Here is a 19,347-nt window from a genome sequence, read left to right as displayed (position 1 = left end):
AGTCCCTCGGAGGCGATCATGCAGGAACCCACGGCGGCCGGGCCATGGCGGAACCCACATCCTCCCCAACAGCGCGTGACACCGCCCGCACGCCCACCGCCATCGTTGGGTGCGAGACTGGTGTGCCGCTGATGCCGCCACCGGTCGCGTACTGCGCGGCGTCGGCAGCCGGGCAATCACCCCGGCTGGAAGCAGATCGACCACTGCTCCACCGGACCCCGTGGCGAGACCATCGCTGGCCCCGCCCCCTGCCAACGACGAGGAAGGCGAGCCCGTACGTGGCAATCGCACCCGTGATTCTCAGCAACGCTCGCGGCTCCTTCGCCTGGGGCGTCTTCCACGAACGCCACCCCAAGCTCATCGAGCAGGTGCTCGCCGCGCTCCCCTACGGTCCTACCGAACGGGAGAAGATCGAGCGACTGCTCGCTGATAGCACCACCGGCGCTCTGGAACCGTTGGGCCCCGAAGTCCACGATCACGCCCAGTGGTTGGAGTGGGGCCGGGGCCTCTGGGGCCGACCGTGGGGCGAGGCTCCCTTCCTGTGGGCCGAGAGCTACTTCTACCGCCGGCTCCTCGACGCCACCGGCTACTTCCGGCCGGGTGCCTGGCAGGGGATCGACCCCTTCGCCCCGTTCAAGAACGCCGAGTTGGCGAGCACGGCCGTCGACGACGAGCTGACGGCCCTCGACCGCCTCGGCACCCTGCCACCACAAGACCGGGCCAAGGCGCTGCTCTCGTCCGCCCTCTGGGGCAACCGCGCCGACCTCAGCTTCCAGCTCACCGCGCCATCGGACACCCAGGCCGCAACGGCCCTGCTCGCCGATGACAGCGACCTCCTCTGGACCGAGCTGGAACGATCCCGAGGCGGTCAGGTCTGCCTGGTCGCGGACAACGCCGGCCGAGAACTCCTGCCCGACCTCGTCCTCATCGACCACCTGCTGGTCAGCGGCCTCGCGACACGGGTGGTCCTCCACGTGAAGCCCCAGCCCTACTTCATGTCGGACGCGACCATGGCCGACGTCCTCGCCACCGTCGCGCGTCTGCGCGCCGCGCCCGGGGCGCAGGCGGAGCTCATCGGCCGACGCCTGTGGCAGGCGATGAAAAGCGACACCCTCGCGGTCCGAACGCACCCGTTCTTCTGCGCACCCCTGCCGTACCGCGACATGCCTGCCGACCTCCGCGCCGAGTTCAGCAGCGCGACGGTCACCATCGTCAAGGGCGACCTCAATTACCGCCGCCTGGTCGGCGACCAACTCTGGCCCCCGACCACAGCCTTCGCGACAGCCGCCGCCCGCTTCCCCTCACCCGTCGCAGCCCTGCGCACCCTGAAATCCGACGTCATCGTCGGCCTCAATGCTCCGCTGGTCGCCGAACTCGACCGATCCGCGGGGGACTGGCGCACCAGCGGCCGACACGCCGTCGTCCAGTTCCACAGCCCGAGGTAGCGGCGACACCCCAACTACCCATCGGGAGAAGAGGAACCGAACGGCCCGAGTGTCCGAGGACTCCGACCGCGTCTACCAGGTCCGCGCGAACGCGGGGCAAGCAACGCTCAGCCGGCGTGCGCCTCGACGGCGTCGATGATCTCGGGCCAGAGTTCGCGAGGACGGTCGTGACCCATATCGGGGATCAACAGGAGCCTCGCCCCGGGCACGAGATCCGCGGTGCGTTTCCCCCCACTGGGGGCGGTTCGCCGGACGGGACGGTCTGCAGACCTTTCCGCCACTCACCGGGCCGCGGCTGTCATCACGGACTGGCAAAATGCACCCGTGCTGATCGCGGGACACGAGAACGACCCTCTGATCCCGGGCGAGGAGTTGCTTGCCCTGCCCGGGTTCTGGGCCGCGTACCTGCTGTGGCTCGCCGAGGGCGAGGACTTCGAGCCCGAGCCCGCCCTGTTCGGGGCCGATGGCGCGGACGCGGACGCCGCCTACGGGCGGCTCTCCGATCCGGCCGCCTGGCCCGTCATCCGGCTGCCCATGCAACACGGCCACAGCATCCTGATCGTCCACCGCAACTTCACCGAGGACGCAGGGACCGACTACTACGTCGCCCACCCCGACTGGGACCGGCCACGCTCACTCGCCAGCATCGAGGGCCACTTCGCCGGCCCCGGGCTCGCCTGGCGCGAGCTGCTCCACGTCGCCCAGCACCCTGGGGACGGACCGGGGATCACTGACCCGCACGCCCGCCTGCTGCTCCTACTGCCCGTCCTCGGCGACGCCGACCTGCCGGCCGACGCCACCGCGGCCGTCACAGGCGCCCTCGCCGCCATCGGCACTCCGTCCGAGGCCACGGCCGCCCTCGCCGAGGCCCTGCTCGACCACCCCTTCTGGGACGGCGAGACCTGGTACTTCGAGGGAGCCGGCTCGCCTCTCAGCGGTGCCAGCACCGCCACCCACGCCGGCCGCGTTCTGCTCTGCGGTGGCGCCTACAGCCCCCGCACCGTCCGCTTCGGCCTCTCGCCCGACCAGGACGCCCGCCTCGCCGAAGCCCTCGGCACCGCCGGCTGACGACGGCCCCTGACAGCCCGGCCGTACGCACGAGTTGTCGGGCACTGACAAGAGGGCCCGCTGCTCACCGCGCTCGACGAGCAGCCACACGCCGCGGTGATCAGCAGCCGACCCGGGCAGACCACATGACGATGGCCGCAGGAATTGGACTTCGCCTTTTGGAAGGACCGCCGCTCACGCGCTCCGGGAGCCGGGTCGGCGAGCCGAAATCCGTTGCTCCGGCGCCGTACCAGCGGCCTTCTGGCACGGATCTGGCACGGCCTGGTCAGGTCCCCCCGGATCCGCGCTCGCTCGTGGATTCATGCTGGCGTGGTGCTACTTCTCCTCAGCCAGCATCGCGGCGTCAGCCCCACTGACCCCGAGTGCTCGCACCTCGTCGGCGTAGAGCTCGGCGGGGTCGAATCCCATGCCGGTGAAGTGTCCGGCGAGTTCGAGCGAGAGGACGCCGTGCAGGCGAGTCCAGAAGGTGAGGGCCCGGCGGAGCGCCGATGACGGGGCCGGGTGTTCTCCGGCCCAGGCGCGGTACTCCGCGAGGTGGCTGTCGACCGGGCGGGGCGTGGCGGGCGGCTGCTCGGCGGCGCAGGCGTCGAGGAGGTGCGCCATGATCTCGGCGGCGATGCGCGTGGTGTCCTCGGGTGCTTCGTACCCGGGCACGGGAGTGCCGTAGACGAGGAAGTACCGCTGGGGGTCGTCCAAGGCCCACCGGCGCAGCGCGTCCGCCAGGCCACCGAGGTCGGTGCCGGCCTCGGTGCGGGCGGCGAAGGTGTCGGCCAAGCTGCGGTAGGCGTCCTTGACGAGCGCGGTGATCAGCTCGTCGCGGTTGGCGAAGTACCGGTAGAGGGCCGGCCCGCTCATGCCCATCTGCTTGGCGATGGCGTTGAGGGACAGCGCGGAGGCTCCGGCGATGGCGATCTGCCCCCAGGCGCGCTGCTTGATCTCCTCCCGCACCTGCGCCCGGTAGCGCTCCCTCGGTGTCCTCGCAGCCGGTTCGCCCATGACCCGTCTTCCTCTCTCCAGCCGAAGCGTTAGTTAGAGGCTATCACTGTCGCTCTTGACTCTCACGAATCAATGGAGTTATAACTTCTAACGAACGCGAAAACATCTACGAGAAAGAGGCGATCATGAGCGCCGAACGTCGCATCGAGGTCGTCCTGCCGGGCATCGTGGCGCCGGAGGGCCTGGAAATCCGCGAGAGCGCCGTTCCGGAGGCGGGCCGGGGGCAGATCGTGGTCGCCATGGAGGCGACCGGCGTCTCGTTCGCCGAGCAGCAGATGCGCCGCGGGCGGTACTACGACCAGCCGGCCTTCCCGTTCGTGCCCGGCTACGACCTGGTGGGCCGGGTGCTGGCGACCGGCCAGGGCGTCGACCCGAGCCTGGTCGGTCGACGGGTGGCCGCGCTGGTGAAGGTCGGCGGGTGGGCCAGCCACGTCGTCGTCGACGCCGACGACGCGGTCCGAGTCCCGGAGGGCCTCACGGCGGCGGAGGCCGAGACCGTCGTGGTCAACGGCATCACGGCCTGGCAGATGCTGCACCGCAAGGCCCGGGTGCGCGCCGGACAGACCGTCCTGGTGCACGGCGCCGCCGGCGGCGTCGGCTCGGTCCTGGTCCAACTCGCCCGCGCGGCGGGCGTGAAGGTGATCGGCACGGCCTCCGCCCGGCACCACGACGCCCTGCGGGACCTGGGCGTCCTCCCTGTCGACTACCGAGCAGGCGACGTGCCCGCCCAGGTCCGCGAACTGGCACCCGGCGGGGTGGACGCCGTCTTCGACCACGTCGGCGGCCGGAGCGTCGTCGACTCCTGGCACCTGCTCGCCCCCGGCGGCACCCTCATCTCCTACGGCAGCGCCTCCACCCGCGACGACACCGGCTCCAAGCAGTGGCCCGTCCTGAAGATCCTCGCCCGGACCTGGCTCTGGAACGCCCTGCCCAACGGACGCCGCGCCCACTTCTACAACATCTGGGCCGGCCGCCCGCTGAACAAGGACCGCTTCCGAGCCCGGCTGCGCGCCGACCTCACCGAGGTCTTCGCCGCCGTCCACCGTGGCGAGGTCACCGCCCGCATCGCCGCCCAACTGCCGCTCGCCGAGGCTGCCGAGGCCCTGCGCCTGGCCGAGTCCGGCACCGTCTCCGGCAAGGTCGTCCTGATCCCCTGACGCGCACCCATCCCACGGACCCACCTCTCGACCCACCACCACCTGAAGGGGCCCCACCATGAAGTCCAGCCCGCGCCGAACCCTGACCGCACTGATCAGCGCCACGGCCGTCTGCGCCGTACTCGGCACCACCGCCGCCGCCGCGCAGCCCGCCGCGCAGCCCCTGCCGAAGGCCGTCGCCGCATGGGCCGCCGCCTGGAACGGCGCCGACCCCCAGGCGCTCGGCACCCTGTTCACCGCGGACAGCACCTACACCGACCAGGGCGTGGGCGTCACCTTCCACGGCCGACAGGAGATCGCGGGGTGGAAGGCCCGCACCGACAGCCTCATCGACGACGTCCACGTCACGGTGAAGGCCACCCACCAGGACGGTTCCCACATCACCGTCGAAGCCGTCTACTCCGGCCACCTCAAGGGTGCGCCCAAGCCGTTCGCCGTGCCGATGGCCACCCTCCTCGACCTCGGTGAGCACCACCGGATCGCCTCCGAGCAGGACTACTACAGCCTCAACTCCGTCCTCACCCAGTCCGGCCTGCCCGCCGACTGGACCCCGCCCACCCACTGAGCCGACGCTCCCGACCACTCACCGGTTCAGCTCGACCCTGTCGGGGACCCTCAAAATCCCCGGCAGAGCAGCATGATCAGCAGGCAGGCTCGCGGCTGCGGCTCAGGCCGACCCGGCCGACGAGGTGTGCGTTGCCTGTTCGCCCCCGTCCCTGCGAGCAAGGCCCCCCTCTGACCGCGCAGATCGCCCGGGCGAGCAGCCCGAGGAGCCGACAGCGACGCCGGTGCGGGACCGGCTCGACGGACTGTGGCACGGCGAGGACGTCGTCGGCTGGCACCCGCGCGACGGCCGTCCCGGGCTTTCGCCCGCAGGAACGAAGGCTTCGACCGGGACAACGTCCGCATCGACTTCGACCGCCGACAAGTCACCTGCCCTCAGGGGTAGGTGAGCCATGGCATGGCCGTGGCCCTCACCCGGAAGCTCGGAACAGGCACGCCCGATCAATAGGGCGCCCGAGGGGCACGACAGCCGAAAGCAGCACACCAACAGCAACGGCCCAGATCGGGGATCATGTCCCTGACCTGGGCCTCGAGCGTTGGAGCGGGCGACGAGAATCGAACTCGCGCTCTAAGCTTGGGAATCTTTGGGCCTCCGGGCCGAAAAGTGACCCTGACCTGCACCGATACCAGCGCAACCAGGCCGCCGGACACCCGGCGCAGACCGCTGCTGTCCCCCGTTCACCACCCGTTCTGGCACGGATCTGGCACAGCCCCCGACAGGGGCCCGCTGCCGCCCTTGCCGACCAGCTCGCGAGTCGGGCACCGGCTCGTCTCAGATCCTCAGCTCAATCGCCAGCCAGATGGGCCCCCTTGGCCACTTGAAGGAAGCCCACAGACACAACCTCAGACGGTCGGTCGCGAGCCGCCCACCCTGCACAGATCCCCGCAAACCTCTCCGACATGTCAGTGACCTTCGGTATGGTGCGGCGAACAGAGCGTAAGGGGGAGAGAGTCGTGGCGACCATTCGTCCTAGCCGCCGCATCGAACGGGCCGGCGTCAACGCCGTTCGCACCCTGCTTGAAGATCACGAGCACATCGTGCAAGAAATTGATGGCGGCAACGACCACGGTGAAGACCTCATCGTGAACCTCACTCGCGGAGGCAAGCGAACGGGCCACTACATCGCGGTCCAAGTCAAGAGTGGAAAAAAATACAAGCGCGCCCGCGGCTATGCCATCCCGATCGACGACCACTACGATGACTGGAAGCAGAGCAGGATTCCGGTTTTGGGCTTCGTCTACGATCCCGACACTGGTGAGATTTTCTGGACGAACCTGACCAAGAAGTTGAGGGAGGCCCCTAAAGCCCCTTCCTGGATTCAGATCCCAGAAGATTCGAAGCTATCCAACGACAGCATGCGCGGATTCGCCGCCGAAGTTGAAGCATACGTCGATAGCGCCGGGATGCGCGTGCGCGGAAGAACTCAAGAAGAGGGCTTTAGCGGGGCGGCCAGGGCAAGGAGGGGCTTGGATCCGGAAACGGCACCCAATCCCCTCTTTGAAGGGTTTGCAGATTTTGCACTCCGCCACGAGGAAAAAATCGACACCCTGGCTCGAGACGTGCGACGAGCCATTCCTCTGATGATCCTGGCAATCATCATGGCGTGGGAATGGCCCTACCAGATCAGATTCGTCGAAAGATACTCTGACATAAGTCCACTCCCCTGGGTGATGAATATCTACACTTTCATCTCCTTCGCCGCCCTAGCCATGTATTTCGAGTTCCGGGCCGGCCGGATCCCCAAGGAGACGGGGCGATGGCTGGCACTCTTCGCCGGAAACTTCCTCTCTGTTCCAGTTTGGGACCATGGCGACCAGCGGGATTGGTGGGGGACGGTATGGATCTTCGCCGGGGCATTTGGTCCGTCCCTCGGAGTTAAGTTCATCTTCGTCTCCTTTGTTGGATTCGCGAGAGAACGAAGGAGACGATCCCTGAGCTCGGATGAGCAGTAGGTCCCCACGTCGAACCGACCACTCGCCGGATCAGGCCCCGTCGACGCCAACTCGGCAAATCAATTAGGGCGGTTGAAATTTGCCAAAGAAGCCAGAATTCCCGCACCGCAAGGTTACCTCCTGGAAGCTTCTCCTAGTAATAATTGGCTCCCTCGGACTTCCCATCATTAACAATCTGGCGAAAGGCTTTCCGCCAGCAGTAGCAGACCCCGGTGACGGATTCATGAGAATCCAGGACATATCCATTGCCCTAACCATTGGCCTCTTGCTGGCACTTCCGGTCGAGATCATTGTCTCCAACTCTCATCGCCGCCAGCTGAAGCAGTATGAGCGAGAAGTTCAGTCGCTCAAGGAAGAAAGGCAGAAGATGCTCCTACTTCAGGCCCAGCAGGAGGCGGAGAGAAGAGAAGCCTGGGTTGCAGGAATAGAATCGGGTCGAGCAGCGAGGAAGGCTTCCTACAGTCCAACAATCGATGAAATCGACAAACTCTCGCCCGCCGAATTCGAGAGGGCAGTTCTACAGCTAATGGTGCGCGATGGCCTAACGGGCGAGGTTATCGGAGGACGCGGAGATCAAGCAGTTGATATTCTGGCGCACAGCGCCAATGGCCAGCCAATCGCAGTCCAGTGCAAGCATACGACCATCGGCGCCAAGGTCCCCAGTCGGGTCCTGTACGAGGTGAAAGGAACATCCGAAACAGTCTACGGGGCAAAAGACTCGATCATCGTGACCAACGGCTTCTTCACGCGAGACGCCCTCGAATGGGGCACCGAATACGGTATTCAACTGATCGACCGCGACATCCTGATCGAATGGTCGAAAAATGGAGACCACCTATACCAATTGGTCGAGCTCGAAATTCCGATCTAGCAGGTTGAGAACAGCGGATTCTTTGTGACCAGGCGAGTCTAAGCTGCAGAGCTTACTCGGGGTGGCCGTGGACGCCGCCTCGACCTGGAGCGGACCTCGGCGTTCATGGCTGGCTACTGGCCGGTGGTGCCGATCCCGATGCCAGCCCTGGCGGACGCGATGGAGCGGCTGTGGTGGAAGCGCATGGCAGACTCCTGGCAGCTGGTCTTCCACTGCGACCGCGACAACAACCCCTGCGACCACCTATTCCTGCCCGCTGAACACTTCCTGGACTGGTGAACGGAGCGGCGAGAGGACGTGCAGGAGGCCTTCGCGGCCATGCCCTGCTGGTGTCCCGTCGCTACGTGCCAACCACTCACCGGCCGGCAGGTAGGCGTTCCCGGAGGCCCTCCAGCTGCATCGGAGCGAAACTGTTCGTTGTGATCTTGCGCAACGTTCACGGCCGGTCGGCTGGCCCTGAAAGAGACATCTCGATACGGCGATTCACCGATGGTGATTCAGCCGAGGAACTCACCCTGCTCCTGCACCGCGCATACGCCGCTCATGCAGCGGCTGGCAGGGTCTTCTTCGCGTCGTACCAGTCCGTGCAGGACACGGCTACCCGGATGGGGAGGGGGGAGTGCTGGCTCGCCTTCCAAGGCGCTGAGCTGGTCGGGTCGGTGACGGTAGCGGCACCGTACACGGTGCCCGTGGGGTATCCGGCACCAGCCGATGCGGGCTCATTCTGGCAGCTCGCGGTGGATCCCGCGTGTCAGGGGACGGGCCTCGGACAACGGCTGTTGACCATGGCGGAGGACCGCATCGTCGCTCTCGGGGCCGCGGAAGCGGTCATCGATACGTCGGCCGAGGCCACTGAGCTGGTCGCTTGGTATCGCCGACGGGGGTACGTCCCCGTTGGGACGTGGCGGTGGGACGTGACCAACTACGAGAGCGTGGTCCTGCTGAAAGACCTTGCCGCAGCTGGCCGGGAACGGTGAAAACGTGCGGTCGGTGCCTCCCCAACTGGAAGGCACCGACCGCACGCGCTGGCGGCCGACGCTACTGGTCGAGGGCTCGGGCAGCGTCCTGCGCGGCGATGGTGAGGGCCTCGTCGAGGGCCTCGGGGCGGCGTCCGCCGGCACTGGCAACTGGGCCCTTGCCACCGGCTCCGCCGCCGACGGTGCGGGCGGCGGAGGCGAGAAGCTGACTGGCCTGAGTGCCAGCAGTGAGAAGGCTGCGGGTGATGGCGGCGGCGAGGAGGGCCTTGCCATCGTGTTCGGTGCCGAAGACGACGACAGCGTGGCCGTTGCCCAGGAGGTCGGCGGTGTTGGTGGCGAGGGTGCGGAGTTCGTCGGGGCCGAGGCCGGTGACCTTCTCGGTGACGATCCGGCCGCCGGGGACGGTGCGGGCGGTGGCAGCGAGTTGCTGGGCGCGGGTGCGGAGCTCGGCGTCGCGAAGGCGGGCGAGTTCCTGTTGGGCGGTGGTGAGGGCGTCGAGGCGCTTGCGGAGGGTGTCGGGGGCGTCCTGGGGGCGGGTGCCGAGGAGGGTGGAGAGTTCTTCGAGGAGGCGGCGTTCGGTGTCGTGGTAGGTGAGGGCGTCGCGGCCGGTGAGGGCTTCGATGCGGCGGAGGTTGGAGCCGATGGAGGCTTCGCCGAGGATGCGGACGGGGCTGGCGTTCGAGCCGTGGGGGACGTGGGTGCCGCCGCAGAGTTCGCGGGAGAAGTCGCCGATGTCGACGATGCGGACGTGGTCGCCGTACTTCTCGCCGAACAGGGCGGTGGCTCCGGCGGCTTCGGCCTCGGAGCGGGTGGCGTGCCAGATGCGGACCTCGGGGTCGTCGAGGAGGTGGTCGTTGACGAGGGCCTCGATGGCGGCGAGCTGGGTGCGGTCGACGGCCGAGAAGTGGGCGAAGTCGAAGCGGAGGCGGCCGGCGCCGACGAGGGAGCCGTGCTGGCGGGCGTGGTCGCCGAGGGTGCGGCGGAGCATGGCGTGCAGGACGTGGGTGGCGGAGTGGGAGCGGGCGACAGCGTCGCGGCGGCGGCCGTCGACGAGGGCTTCGGCCTGCTCGCCGGTGCGGATCTCGCCTTCGAGGACGCGGACGGTGTGGACGTGGAAGCCTTCCAGGCCGAGCCGGGTGTCCAGGACTTCCAGGAGCGCGCCACCGGCGGTGCGGATGGTGCCGGTGTCGCCGACCTGGCCGCCGGACTCAGCGTAGAACGGGCTGCGGTCCAGGACGAGTTCGAGGGTGCTGCCCTGATCGGCGCCGGACACGGCGGTGCCGTTGGAGATGAGGCCGAGGACGGTGGCTTCGGCGTCGAGGCGGTCGTAGCCGGTGAAGTCGGTTCGGCCGTGGCGGGCGGAGAGTTCGCGGTAGGCGTCCTGGCGGCGCAGGGCCTCGGCGGTCTTGGCCCTGCCGCCGGCCTTGGCGCGCTGCTGCTGTTCGGCGAGCAGGTCGGTGAAGCGGTCCTCGTCGACGGTCAGCCCGGCGTCGCGGGCGGCCTCGATGGTCAGCTCGACGGGGAAGCCGTAGGTGTCGTGCAGTTCGAAGGCGGTGTCTCCGGTGAGGGCGGTGGAGCGGCTGGAGCGGCTGCGGGTGATGGCGGCGTTGAGCAACCGGGTGCCCTGGGTGAGGGTGCGGGTGAAGGACTCCTCTTCGGCGGTGACGACCTGCTCGATGAGGCTGGCCTGGCCGGTGAGTTCGGGCCAGACGTCGCCGAGGTTGGCGATGACGCTGGCGGTGGCCGGGGCGAGGACGGGCTGGTCGATGCCGAGCATGCGGGCGTGCCGGATCGCCCGGCGCATCAGACGGCGCAGGACGTAGCCGCGGCCGTCCTTGGCGGGCAGCACGCCGTCCGCGATGAGGTAGGCGATGGAACGGGCGTGCTCGGAGACGACCTGGAACGAGACTTTCTCCTCACCACCGGAACCGCTGCCCGGGTAGTCACGGCCGGCGAGTTCCTGGACGGTGGTCAGGGTGGGCAGGAGGAGGTCGGTGCTGCAGACGTTCTCGACGTCCTGGAGGATCGCGGCGAGGCGGTCGAGGCCGAGGCCGGTGTCGATGCTCTGCTGGGCGAGGTCGCCGAGAATCGGGAAGGTGCCGTTGTCGTCGTCCTCGCCGCGCATGGACTGCATGAAGACGAGGTTCCAGATCTCGACGTAGCGCTCGCCGTCGACGGCCGGTCCGCCCTCGCGTCCGAAGGCCGGGCCCCGGTCGTAGTTGACCTCGGAGCAGGGACCGCAGGGGCCGGGGACGCCCATGTCCCAGAAGTTGTCCGCGCCGAGGCGCTGGATGCGCTCGGCGGGGACGCCGATCTTGCGCCAGAGCTGTTCGGCCTCGTCGTCGCTCTGGTGGACGGTGATCCAGAGGCGGTCCTTCTCCAGGTTGTAGCCATGGGTAAGGAGTTCCCAGGCGTAGGCGATGGCGTCGGCCTTGAAGTAGTCGCCGAAGGAGAAGTTGCCCATCATCTCGAAGAACGTGGCGTGCCGGTTGGTGCGGCCGACGTTGTCGATGTCGGAGGTGCGGGCGCACTTCTGGATAGTGGTGGCGCGGGGGTACTCCGGGGTGACCTCGCCCAGGAAGTAGGGCTTGAACTGGTTCATGCCGGCGTTGGCCAGCAGCAGGGTCGGGTCGGAGGGGATGAGCGGGCTGGACGGGACGTGGCGGTGGCCGCGCGAAGTGAAGAAGTCCAGGAAGGTGGAGCGGATCTGCGTCGAGCGCATGGCGGTAGGGCCCTCACGGAAGAGTCGCGGAGAGGTGGGGGGGTGATCACACGCCGAGCCGGGCCGAGAACGAGGACTGAGTGGTTCTCAGTTCTCCAGCTCGGCGCAGATAGCTCGCGCCCCCACGGTGTAGACCATGACTCCGGTATCCGTCGCTCTGAGGTGGCGCAGCCGACAGCGACGCAACGGTGCGCTGCGACTGCGCCACCAACAGTAGCGGGTCGGGAGTCAAGATCGCTTGGAGTTGTCCTCCTGTCGGCCGATGCCGACCAGGAGAGGGAGGACGAAGGCGGCGTGGTCGGCACGGGGCATCACGAGGTGGGCTCCGGCCCGGGTGAGCGCTTCGGGGCCGGCGAAGCCCCAGCCGGCGCCGACGGCGGTGACGCCCGCGGCGTGGGCGGCGTGGATGTCGGTCTCGGTGTCGCCGACGAAGATGCCCGCTCTCGGGGTGACGTCGAGCCGTTCGAGGGCGAGCAGGACGCCGTCGGGGGCGGGCTTGGGCTGGGCGTCCTCGTAGCAGACGACGGTGTCCAGCTGGTCGAGGATGTCCTGCGGCAGCAGCCAGTTGACCCGTTCGCGGCTTCGCAGGGTGACGACACCGGTGCCGACTCCGGCCTCGCGGAGCGCCGCAAGGGTCTCGGCGACGTACGGAAACACCTCGGCGGTCAGGGTGGCCGTGGCGCTCGCCGCGGCCCAGCCTGCCTCGCTGATCGATCCGTCCAGTCCGAGGTCGGACAGGACGTACTCGCGCGGGGTGGTCGCGGCGGCGGGCGGGAGATCGGCGACGGTGACGCGCCTTCCGAGCGCGGCGGTCGCATAGCCTGCCAGGGTGGCGAGTTGGGCGTCCCGGCTGTCGACGAGGACGCCGTCGAGGTCGAAGAGCACGGCTCGCTTCACGCGGCACCGCCCGCCCGGGGTGACGGCAGGTCGGCTTCGGTGAACAGCGAGTTCAGGGTGACACGGTGCTCGGCCAGCAGCGTCCGGCCGCCGAGCGGGCGCTCCAGGACACAGAGCGCGTGGGTGACCGGTCCGCCCACCATCCGCAGGATGCGTGCCATGTGGAGCAGTTGGCCGCCGGAGCGGACCACGTCGTCGACCAGGACGATGCGGCGGCCGTCGATGGGAAGGCCTTCGACCTGGTGGCGCGAGCCGTAGCTCTTGGGCTTGCGGCGCACGAAGACGGCGGGCAGGCCGGTGGCGGCGGACAGCGCCACGACGAGGGGGACGCCGCCGAGTTCGATGCCGGCGAGCACCTGGGCGTCGTCGGGGACGAGGTCGGCCATGGCGGTGGCGGTGTCGCGCAGGAGCGCGGGGTCGGAGGCGAGCCGGTACTCGTCGAAGTACACGTCGAGCCGGCCGCCGTCGGCGAGCTTGAACGGGGCGTTGACGCACGCGGTTTCGGCGAGTCGGGCGGCGAGGCCGGCCGACGGGGTGCGGGTGGTCATGCTCCTCCGATCGAGGTGGTGTCGAGCGAGGCCAGGTGGGCGCGGAAGGCGTCGGCGGACTCGGCGGTGGCGAGGAAGCCGAGCGGCCGGGTCGGGGTCTCGTACAGCCACCGCTCCTCGCGCAGGAAGGCGAGCAGGCGCAGGGCCGACGCGCCCGCGAGACAGACCGACACGGGCCGGATGGTGGTCGCGTAGTAGAGGGCGGCGGTCAGCTCGTGGAGGGTGCCGACTCCGCCGCCCATGGCGACGACCAGGTCGGCGTTCTCCAGGTAGTGGTTGAGGCGGGCGCCGGGGTCGGGCAGGTGGACGGACAGGGTGGTGTGGGGGTTGAACGCGCCCCACTCGTCGTGCTTGCCGGTCAGGGTGACGGCGGTGACCGTGGCTCCCTGGCCTCCGGCTCCGCGGGCGGCGGCCTCCATGAGCCCGTTGTAGCCGCCGTGCAGGAGCTGGTAGCCGGCCTGGGCGAGGGCCCGGCCGATCTCCTCAGCCAGCGTCTCCTCCTGGGCGGAGGCGGGGACGACGCCGCCAAAGAAGACGGCGGTCAGGCCCTCGCGGGCCCGGCTGGCGGCCGGGCCCGCGAGGTGGAGTGCGTTCACACCAGCTCCTGGTAGGTGCGGTAGGCGGCGACGGCGTCGTGCAGGCCGTCGAGCGCCTGCGGGCAGGCCCGCTCGGCCAGGGCGAGCACCCGCTCGATCGCCTCGGTGACGTCGGCCGCCTCCGGGATGGCCGGGCCGCTGATCGCGGCGTCCAGGTCGCCCAGGCAGGCGCGGCCGATCGGGGTGACGGCGATCTCCTCGCGCAGCTGGTACCAGCCCCAGAACCGCGAGGCGGGGGCCAGGGCGGTCTTGATCAGGTCCTTCGTGGCCGTGTGCAGCCGGTGCCACTCGGAGTACGCCACGAACCGCTGGCCGCGCTTGATCCGCTTGTGCAGGAGAACGGCCAGCACCAGGTGTTCGATCAGCAGCTCGGCGCAGGAGCGCGGCCGGGCGAGGAAGGCGGCGGCGAAGCTCTCGGCCGCCGCGACGTCCGGCGCGGTGACCGGTCCGGGCCGGCGGTCGAGGAGGACGGCGGTGCTGACCGTCTCCTGCAGCCGCGGGATCCGGGAGGCCGGTGCGACGTAGAGGTCGATCTGGTGGAGCTTGCCCTCGTCCGGGACGAGGAAGACCATCCCGACGCCGCCGAGGTCGGCGACGATCGTGTCGCGCCAGCCGGGCAGCAGGGCGCCGGCCTCGACCGGCATCAGGGTGTCCAGGGCCTCGACGAACGACGGGAAGTGGGCATCGTGGACGCCGGCGACGAAGTCGACGTCGGACAGGCGGTCGGCGGTGCCGTGGGCCAGCGACCCGCGGACCATCAGGTGGGTCACCGCCGGGGAGGTGGCCAGGATGTCGGCGAGCTTCGACAGCAGCGGCAGCTGCGCGGGCCGGTTGGCCTGGGTGATCGCCGCCAGTTGCAGGGTGGGCATGCGCTTCTTCCTTCCGGGCGTGGGTGCGGGCTGGGATCAGGCGGGGATGGCGAGGAGGCGGCGCTTGGCGGTGTCCCAGCGGGTCGCGGCCTCCATGTCGCCGAGGGAGGTGTGCAGTTCGGCGATCAGGTCGTAGACCGTGCCTTCCGGCAGGGCGTAGGTGTAGAAGAGCCGCAGCAGCATCCGCTCGGCCGCCTCCGTGTAGCCGAGGGTGGCCATGTTGCGGGCGCTCTCCAGCCGCGCGGCGAGGACCGTCTGGTCGGCGACGGGCAACGGCTCCGCGACCACCGGGCTGAGCGCGGGACGGCGGGCCAGGTGGCGGTAGGCGTCGTCGGCGTACACGTCGGCGATCAGGTGGATCCGGTCCGGGCCGAGCAGGTTGCACACCCCGTGGGCGTAGGTCGGCGTCAGCCGCCAGATCCGCCCGCCCGTCATGTGCACCTTGGTGCCGCCGGTGACCAGGAAGGCGGACCTGTTGGTGTGCAGCGGGACGTGCAGCCGGTGCCGCTCGACCTGGTCGAGGTCGTCGTAGTCGCGGTGCTCCCAGAGGAAGGCGTTGCCCTCCAGCCGGGCGAGCCGCACCCACATGAAGTCCAGGCCGAGGTCGGCCAGGAATGCGGCGGTGGCCGGCATCCGGCCCAGCAGGTCGGTAGGCCGGGCGGCGCAGTCGCCGATCGTCACGTCGGCGGCGTCGCCGGAGGCGTTCATCAGCGAGGTGGTCCACCAGCCGCCGGACTGGTAGGCGCCGTACTCCGCCTTCCAGGGGGCCTGGGCGGTCAGGGCTTCGTGGCGCATCCGCTCCAGGTGGGCGGAGTCCACGGCGTCCAGCTGGGCGATCTGCCCGGCCAGAGCGGTCAGGGTGTTGTCCATCGGTTCCCTCCCGTTGCCGGCTCGCGGCATGGCGAACCGGAATGCACGTGGTGCTGGATGGGGTCGATCAGGCGCGGATCCCAGCGCCCTTGATCTCACGCTTCGCTGTCGGTGATGCACGGACAGCGAGGTGGCGTTCAGGATGGCGGCGCCAGGTGCGGCACCGATACGACGCGGCTGCCGTCACCGTCCCGCCGTCCCGAAAGGCGAACCATGTCGGTACGCGTCATGACTGCCGTCACGGCCGCCGTCATCTGGGCTGAGACGACCTCGAACGGGTTTCCTGTCGAGCGACCATGGCTATCGTCAGAACAGACGAACGGGGACGGAGATGATCCGCGGTGGCTGAAACTCCCACACTCCTAAGGGTTTTGACGCTTCAGCGACACTGGCAGGTCTACGAGACCTTCCGTCTCCGGTTCGAGGCGACGGCGAACTCGGCCGCCGAGCAGGAGCGCGACCCCCGACTTCGGGGCCTGTCGGTCTCCAAGCGGCAGTTCGAGCGCTGGTACGGCGGCGCGGTGAAGACCCGCCCCTACCCGGACCAGTGCCGGGTGCTGGAGGCCATGTTCGGCGTCGGCGTGGACCAACTCCTCGCGCCCGCACCGGCCGGCCCCGTATCCGTGCCCGCCACCACCGCCTCGTTCGCCGTCCCGCCACCACGGCCGGTCCCTGTCCTCCTCCCACCCGAGCAGGCAGCGGCACTGCCTGTCGGTGGCCCGTTCAGCAGCGAGCCCCGCTTCGACGCGGGCACCACGGAATTGGAAAGGCAGGTCACGATGGCGGCTCGTCGTGCACTTCGATTCACCGCGATGGCGGAGGGCAGCAGCATCGGCTCGGAGACCCTGGGCCAGATCAACGACGAGGTACGGCGACTGACCGTCGCCTACCCGAAGCTGGCACTGCCGACCCTGCTCGGCGACCTGGTCGAGGTCCAGGACCTCACCTTCCAACTGCTGGAACACGGACGGGCCAAGCCGTCGCAGGCCCGGGAGCTGTACCTGCTCGCCGGAATCACCTCCGGCATGCTCGCCAAGGCCAGCCACGACCTGGGCAACCCGAGCGCCGCCATGATGCAGGCCCGCACCGCCTTCGTCTGCGCCGACAACGCCGACCACCACGCCATGCGCGCCTGGGTCCGCTCGCTCCAGTCGCTGATCTCCTACTGGGCCGGCCGCCCCGGCGAGGCCGCCGACTACGCCGCCCTCGGACAGGGCGCCATCGGCGACGTCCGCGGCACCACCAGCGTCTGGCTGGCCTGCCTCTCCGCCCGCGCCCACTCCCTCCTCGGCGACGGCGAGGCCACCCGCACCGCCATCCAGCAGGCCGAGGAGGCCCGCGCGACCGTCGAACCCGACGACCTCGACGCCTTCGGCGGCATCATGACCTTCCCGATCCCCCGACAGCTCTACTACGTCGCCGAGGCCACCGTGCAGCTCGGCGAAGACGCGGCCCTCGGCGAGAGCCAGTCCAAAGCCGCCGTCTCCGCCTACCGCGACGCCACCGAGGACGAGTGGGCCTTCGGCGACCAGGCCGGCGCCCAGACCGACCTCGCCCTCGCCCGCATCGCCCGCGGCGAGATCGAGGGCGCCGCCGAAGCCGTCCGCCCCGTGCTCGACCTCCCCGTCGAACAACGGAACTTCGGCATCGTCAGCAGCGCCCAACGCGTCCACGCCGCCCTGCACGGCGCCGGCCGTCGCAGCAGCGGCGGCGCGGCGGCCGGTCTGCGCCAGGAGATCGAGGCCTTCACCGCCACCCCCACCTCGGCCCTCGTCCGGTGACCCCGCGGATAGGCTCCGCAGCCATGACCCCACTCCACCTGACCGGCCCCAACCTGGCACTGCGCGAAGTCGAACCCGAGGACACCGACGACCTGCTGGCGATCTACGGTGACCCCGAGGCCACCCGGCACCTCAGCTTCGAACCCCGCACCCGCGAGCAGGTCGAAGCGATCACCACCCGCTCCATCGACTCCGCGCGCGCCACCCCGCGCACCGAGTACTGCCTGGCCGTGACCCGACGCGGCGCGCACCAGCTGATCGGCTACGCGCGCCTGGCCACCGAGCCGCAGCAGGCCGCCACCATCGGCTTCGCCCTCCACCCGACCGCGTGGGGCAAGGGCCTCGGCACGGAGACCGTTCACCTGCTGTGCGCCCTCGGCTTCAACACCCTCGGCCTGCACCGCATCTGGGCCGCCCGATCACCGCTCAACGAGGCCTCCGCGCGAACGCTTCTCCGCGCCGGCATGACCGAGGACGGTCGCATCCGCGACCACGTCTTCGTCCACGGGGCGTGGCGCGACTCGATCACCTACTCGATCCTGGAGCACGAGTGGGCACCAATCGACGGGTTGGAAGCGGACGGGGCCGCTGAATCCGATGGCGAGCACAGCCCGGGAAGGTGATCCCATGCTGCCCGAGCCGCACATCGTGATCCCCGGCATCGCCGGGTTCGCCCGCGGCGACGTGCCCGACCCACCGGCGACCGACGACGGCAACGCCTGGGTCGACGGCTTCTGCTGGCTGTACTGCGGCCAGCAGTGGACCCGTGTCCTGTGGATCGGCCCCGCTCACGTCGCCGGCGCCCAGGCGCCCATGTACGCCTGCGGACCCTGCATCCGCGAGCTCCAGGAACGGGTCTGGCGCTCGATCCTGCTCAACGACGAGCCGTCCTGTCCGGCACAGCCCGCCCCGCGGGGCCGAGAACCCCGGCCCGGAAGATTTCAAGTCCAGTGAGACGGTCGTGACGCTATGAGGTTTGTGGTGCGGGTTCCCTGCGCTTGGCGGGGTCGTTGATCCACGCTGTCTTCGGGATCTCGGGTGCTCTGGGGCGGCGGCCGAAGCGTTCGGGATGGCGCGTGTAGGCCTCGGCGAGGGTGACGGCCCGCTGATCGCGGATCTCCTCGGCGGTGCCGAAGTGGACGCTGGCGGGCGTGTGAAGTCCGATGCCCGAGTGCCTGTGCTCGTGGTTGTAGTACGAGATGAAGGCGTCGAACCATTCCCGTGCATGGGTCAGGGAGTCGAACCGCTGCGGGAAGTCGGCCATGTACTTGGTGGTCTTGAACTGGGCCTCGCTGTAGGGGTTGTCGTTGCTTACCTTGGGGCGCGAGTGGCTCCTGGTGACGCCGAGATCGATCAGCAGCCGGGAGACCTTCTTGGAGGTCATCGAGGTGCCCCGGTCGGCGTGCACGGTCTCGGGGACGATGCCGTTGCGTGCGATGGTTTCGCGGATCAACTCCTCGGCCCGTTCGGCTGATTCGGCCAGTTCGACGGTGTGGCCGACGATGTAGCGGCTGAAGATGTCGATGATGACGTAGGCGTGGTACCAGATGCCCTTGCGGGGGCCGGCCGCTTTGGTGATGTCCCAGGTGAACACCTGGGAGGGGCCGTCGGCGACCAGTTCGGGCACCGTCTTGGCCGGGTGGGTGGCCTGGCGGCGGCGCTCACCCGACTGGCCCCGCTCGCGCAGGATCCGGTACATCGTGGAGACCGAGCAGTGGTAGCGCCCGGTGTCCAGCTCGCGGGCCCAGATCTGCGCGGGCGGCAGTTCGGCGTACTCGGGGCTGTTCATCAACGCCAGTACCGCATCACGCTCTTCGGCCGTCAGGGCGGAGGGCTGGACCTGCGGGGACCTGGGCCCACGCGGGGGCGGCGGCTTCAGCCTGCGGTAGTGGGTCGCGCGGGAGCGGCCGGTCAGCCGACACGCGGCCGTGGTGCCCAGCTCGTGTTCGACGGCGGTGAACGCCTCGTCCACGACGGGATCGGCGGCATACTTCAGTCCGCGCTCTCGGAGATCATTTCCAAGAGCGCCGAAG

At 69.4% G+C, this 19,347-nt stretch carries 19 protein-coding genes and 1 pseudogene; 11 read left to right on the top strand and 9 right to left on the bottom strand.

Going from position 1 to position 19,347, the window contains the following annotated elements:
* Positions 1 to 278: 278 nt before the first annotated feature.
* Positions 279 to 1,445 (top strand): damage-control phosphatase ARMT1 family protein, encoded by a 1,167-nt coding sequence (locus ACWDAK_RS26300; RefSeq protein ID WP_427394948.1) that lies wholly within the window; start codon positions 279 to 281, stop codon positions 1,443 to 1,445.
* A 107-nt stretch (positions 1,446 to 1,552) separates the two neighbouring features.
* Here ACWDAK_RS26300 and ACWDAK_RS26295 read toward each other — a convergent pair.
* Positions 1,553 to 1,684 (bottom strand): annotated as a pseudogene (locus ACWDAK_RS26295) (alpha/beta hydrolase); the annotation flags it as partial.
* An 85-nt stretch (positions 1,685 to 1,769) separates the two neighbouring features.
* On the opposite strand from ACWDAK_RS26295, the gene ACWDAK_RS26290 reads away from it, so the two are divergent.
* On the top strand, positions 1,770 to 2,513 hold the full coding sequence (locus ACWDAK_RS26290) for a hypothetical protein (RefSeq protein WP_344636768.1): 744 nt from the start codon (positions 1,770 to 1,772) through the stop codon (positions 2,511 to 2,513).
* Between the two features lie 315 nt (positions 2,514 to 2,828).
* Here the strand turns inward: ACWDAK_RS26290 and ACWDAK_RS26285 are convergent, their stop codons facing one another.
* The gene (locus tag ACWDAK_RS26285; protein WP_427394949.1) at positions 2,829 to 3,509 is read right to left on the bottom strand and encodes a TetR/AcrR family transcriptional regulator; all 681 of its coding nucleotides are present in this window, start codon (positions 3,507 to 3,509) and stop codon (positions 2,829 to 2,831) included.
* A 125-nt stretch (positions 3,510 to 3,634) separates the two neighbouring features.
* Here ACWDAK_RS26285 and ACWDAK_RS26280 point away from each other — a divergent pair, with 125 nt between their 5' ends.
* From ACWDAK_RS26280 to ACWDAK_RS26255, 6 genes are all read left to right on the top strand, one after another.
* Positions 3,635 to 4,666: a medium chain dehydrogenase/reductase family protein gene (locus ACWDAK_RS26280; protein ID WP_427394950.1), complete on the top strand. Its 1,032-nt coding sequence runs from the start codon at positions 3,635 to 3,637 to the stop codon at positions 4,664 to 4,666.
* Positions 4,667 to 4,724: 58 nt separating this feature from the next.
* Entirely contained in the window at positions 4,725 to 5,231 is a 507-nt protein-coding gene (locus tag ACWDAK_RS26275; RefSeq protein WP_427394951.1) for a nuclear transport factor 2 family protein, read from the top strand.
* Between the two features lie 953 nt (positions 5,232 to 6,184).
* The gene (locus ACWDAK_RS26270; RefSeq protein WP_427394952.1) at positions 6,185 to 7,183 is read left to right on the top strand and encodes a DUF4365 domain-containing protein; all 999 of its coding nucleotides are present in this window, start codon (positions 6,185 to 6,187) and stop codon (positions 7,181 to 7,183) included.
* 223 nt (positions 7,184 to 7,406) lie between these two features.
* Entirely contained in the window at positions 7,407 to 8,054 is a 648-nt protein-coding gene (locus ACWDAK_RS26265) for a restriction endonuclease (RefSeq protein ID WP_427394953.1), read from the top strand.
* Between the two features lie 105 nt (positions 8,055 to 8,159).
* On the top strand, positions 8,160 to 8,333 hold the full coding sequence (locus ACWDAK_RS26260) for a hypothetical protein (protein WP_427394954.1): 174 nt from the start codon (positions 8,160 to 8,162) through the stop codon (positions 8,331 to 8,333).
* A 140-nt stretch (positions 8,334 to 8,473) separates the two neighbouring features.
* The gene (locus ACWDAK_RS26255) at positions 8,474 to 9,031 is read left to right on the top strand and encodes a GNAT family N-acetyltransferase (RefSeq protein WP_427394955.1); all 558 of its coding nucleotides are present in this window, start codon (positions 8,474 to 8,476) and stop codon (positions 9,029 to 9,031) included.
* Between the two features lie 61 nt (positions 9,032 to 9,092).
* Here ACWDAK_RS26255 and alaS read toward each other — a convergent pair whose 3' ends face one another.
* From alaS to ACWDAK_RS26225, 6 genes are all read right to left on the bottom strand, one after another.
* Positions 9,093 to 11,753: an alanine--tRNA ligase gene (gene alaS / locus ACWDAK_RS26250; RefSeq protein WP_427394956.1), complete on the bottom strand. Its 2,661-nt coding sequence runs from the start codon at positions 11,751 to 11,753 to the stop codon at positions 9,093 to 9,095.
* Between the two features lie 228 nt (positions 11,754 to 11,981).
* Entirely contained in the window at positions 11,982 to 12,650 is a 669-nt protein-coding gene (locus ACWDAK_RS26245) for an HAD family hydrolase (protein WP_427394957.1), read from the bottom strand.
* Positions 12,647 to 13,198: an orotate phosphoribosyltransferase gene (locus ACWDAK_RS26240; RefSeq protein WP_427394958.1), complete on the bottom strand. Its 552-nt coding sequence runs from the start codon at positions 13,196 to 13,198 to the stop codon at positions 12,647 to 12,649. The genes ACWDAK_RS26245 and ACWDAK_RS26240 overlap by 4 nt, the downstream gene beginning before the upstream one ends.
* Positions 13,195 to 13,794, bottom strand: coding sequence for an SLOG cluster 4 domain-containing protein (locus ACWDAK_RS26235; RefSeq protein WP_427394959.1), 600 nt, complete (start codon positions 13,792 to 13,794; stop codon positions 13,195 to 13,197). Before ACWDAK_RS26235 ends, ACWDAK_RS26240 begins: the two co-directional genes overlap by 4 nt.
* The gene (locus ACWDAK_RS26230) at positions 13,791 to 14,663 is read right to left on the bottom strand and encodes a nucleotidyltransferase domain-containing protein (protein ID WP_427394960.1); all 873 of its coding nucleotides are present in this window, start codon (positions 14,661 to 14,663) and stop codon (positions 13,791 to 13,793) included. The genes ACWDAK_RS26235 and ACWDAK_RS26230 overlap by 4 nt, the downstream gene beginning before the upstream one ends.
* 36 nt (positions 14,664 to 14,699) lie before the next feature.
* Complete coding sequence (locus tag ACWDAK_RS26225; RefSeq protein WP_117489979.1) at positions 14,700 to 15,533, bottom strand: aspartyl/asparaginyl beta-hydroxylase domain-containing protein; 834 nt, start codon at positions 15,531 to 15,533, stop codon at positions 14,700 to 14,702.
* A 371-nt stretch (positions 15,534 to 15,904) separates the two neighbouring features.
* On the opposite strand from ACWDAK_RS26225, the gene ACWDAK_RS26220 reads away from it, so the two are divergent.
* The 3 genes from ACWDAK_RS26220 to ACWDAK_RS26210 are packed head-to-tail and all read left to right on the top strand — an operon-like array spanning position 15,905 to position 18,268.
* On the top strand, positions 15,905 to 17,314 hold the full coding sequence (locus tag ACWDAK_RS26220) for a hypothetical protein (RefSeq protein WP_427394961.1): 1,410 nt from the start codon (positions 15,905 to 15,907) through the stop codon (positions 17,312 to 17,314).
* A 23-nt stretch (positions 17,315 to 17,337) separates the two neighbouring features.
* Positions 17,338 to 17,937: a GNAT family N-acetyltransferase gene (locus tag ACWDAK_RS26215; protein ID WP_427394962.1), complete on the top strand. Its 600-nt coding sequence runs from the start codon at positions 17,338 to 17,340 to the stop codon at positions 17,935 to 17,937.
* A 4-nt stretch (positions 17,938 to 17,941) separates the two neighbouring features.
* Positions 17,942 to 18,268, top strand: coding sequence for a hypothetical protein (locus tag ACWDAK_RS26210; RefSeq protein WP_427394963.1), 327 nt, complete (start codon positions 17,942 to 17,944; stop codon positions 18,266 to 18,268).
* Between the two features lie 13 nt (positions 18,269 to 18,281).
* Here the strand turns inward: ACWDAK_RS26210 and ACWDAK_RS26205 are convergent.
* Positions 18,282 to 19,347, bottom strand: a 1,066-nt coding sequence (locus ACWDAK_RS26205; RefSeq protein ID WP_427394964.1) for an IS3 family transposase, incomplete at its 5' end; no start/stop codon positions are given.

The sequence above is a fragment of the Kitasatospora sp. NPDC001175 genome (genome assembly GCF_053598215.1).
The sequence above is the reverse complement of the archived record's forward strand: the minus strand, read 5'-3'. Positions and strand labels throughout refer to the sequence as shown.

Excerpts from the sequence above, each read along its gene's own strand:
- ACWDAK_RS26285 (WP_427394949.1), bottom strand. The coding sequence starts at position 3,509 with ATGGGCGAACCGGCTGCGAGGACACCGAGGGAGCGCTACCGGGCGCAG.
- ACWDAK_RS26280 (WP_427394950.1), top strand. The coding sequence starts at position 3,635 with ATGAGCGCCGAACGTCGCATCGAGGTCGTCCTGCCGGGCATCGTGGCG.
- ACWDAK_RS26275 (WP_427394951.1), top strand. The coding sequence starts at position 4,725 with ATGAAGTCCAGCCCGCGCCGAACCCTGACCGCACTGATCAGCGCCACG.
- ACWDAK_RS26265 (WP_427394953.1), top strand. The coding sequence starts at position 7,407 with ATGAGAATCCAGGACATATCCATTGCCCTAACCATTGGCCTCTTGCTG.
- ACWDAK_RS26260 (WP_427394954.1), top strand. The coding sequence starts at position 8,160 with ATGGCTGGCTACTGGCCGGTGGTGCCGATCCCGATGCCAGCCCTGGCG.
- alaS (WP_427394956.1), bottom strand. The coding sequence starts at position 11,753 with ATGCGCTCGACGCAGATCCGCTCCACCTTCCTGGACTTCTTCACTTCG.
- ACWDAK_RS26240 (WP_427394958.1), bottom strand. The coding sequence starts at position 13,198 with ATGACCACCCGCACCCCGTCGGCCGGCCTCGCCGCCCGACTCGCCGAA.
- ACWDAK_RS26230 (WP_427394960.1), bottom strand. The coding sequence starts at position 14,663 with ATGCCCACCCTGCAACTGGCGGCGATCACCCAGGCCAACCGGCCCGCG.
- ACWDAK_RS26225 (WP_117489979.1), bottom strand. The coding sequence starts at position 15,533 with ATGGACAACACCCTGACCGCTCTGGCCGGGCAGATCGCCCAGCTGGAC.
- ACWDAK_RS26215 (WP_427394962.1), top strand. The coding sequence starts at position 17,338 with ATGACCCCACTCCACCTGACCGGCCCCAACCTGGCACTGCGCGAAGTC.
- ACWDAK_RS26210 (WP_427394963.1), top strand. The coding sequence starts at position 17,942 with ATGCTGCCCGAGCCGCACATCGTGATCCCCGGCATCGCCGGGTTCGCC.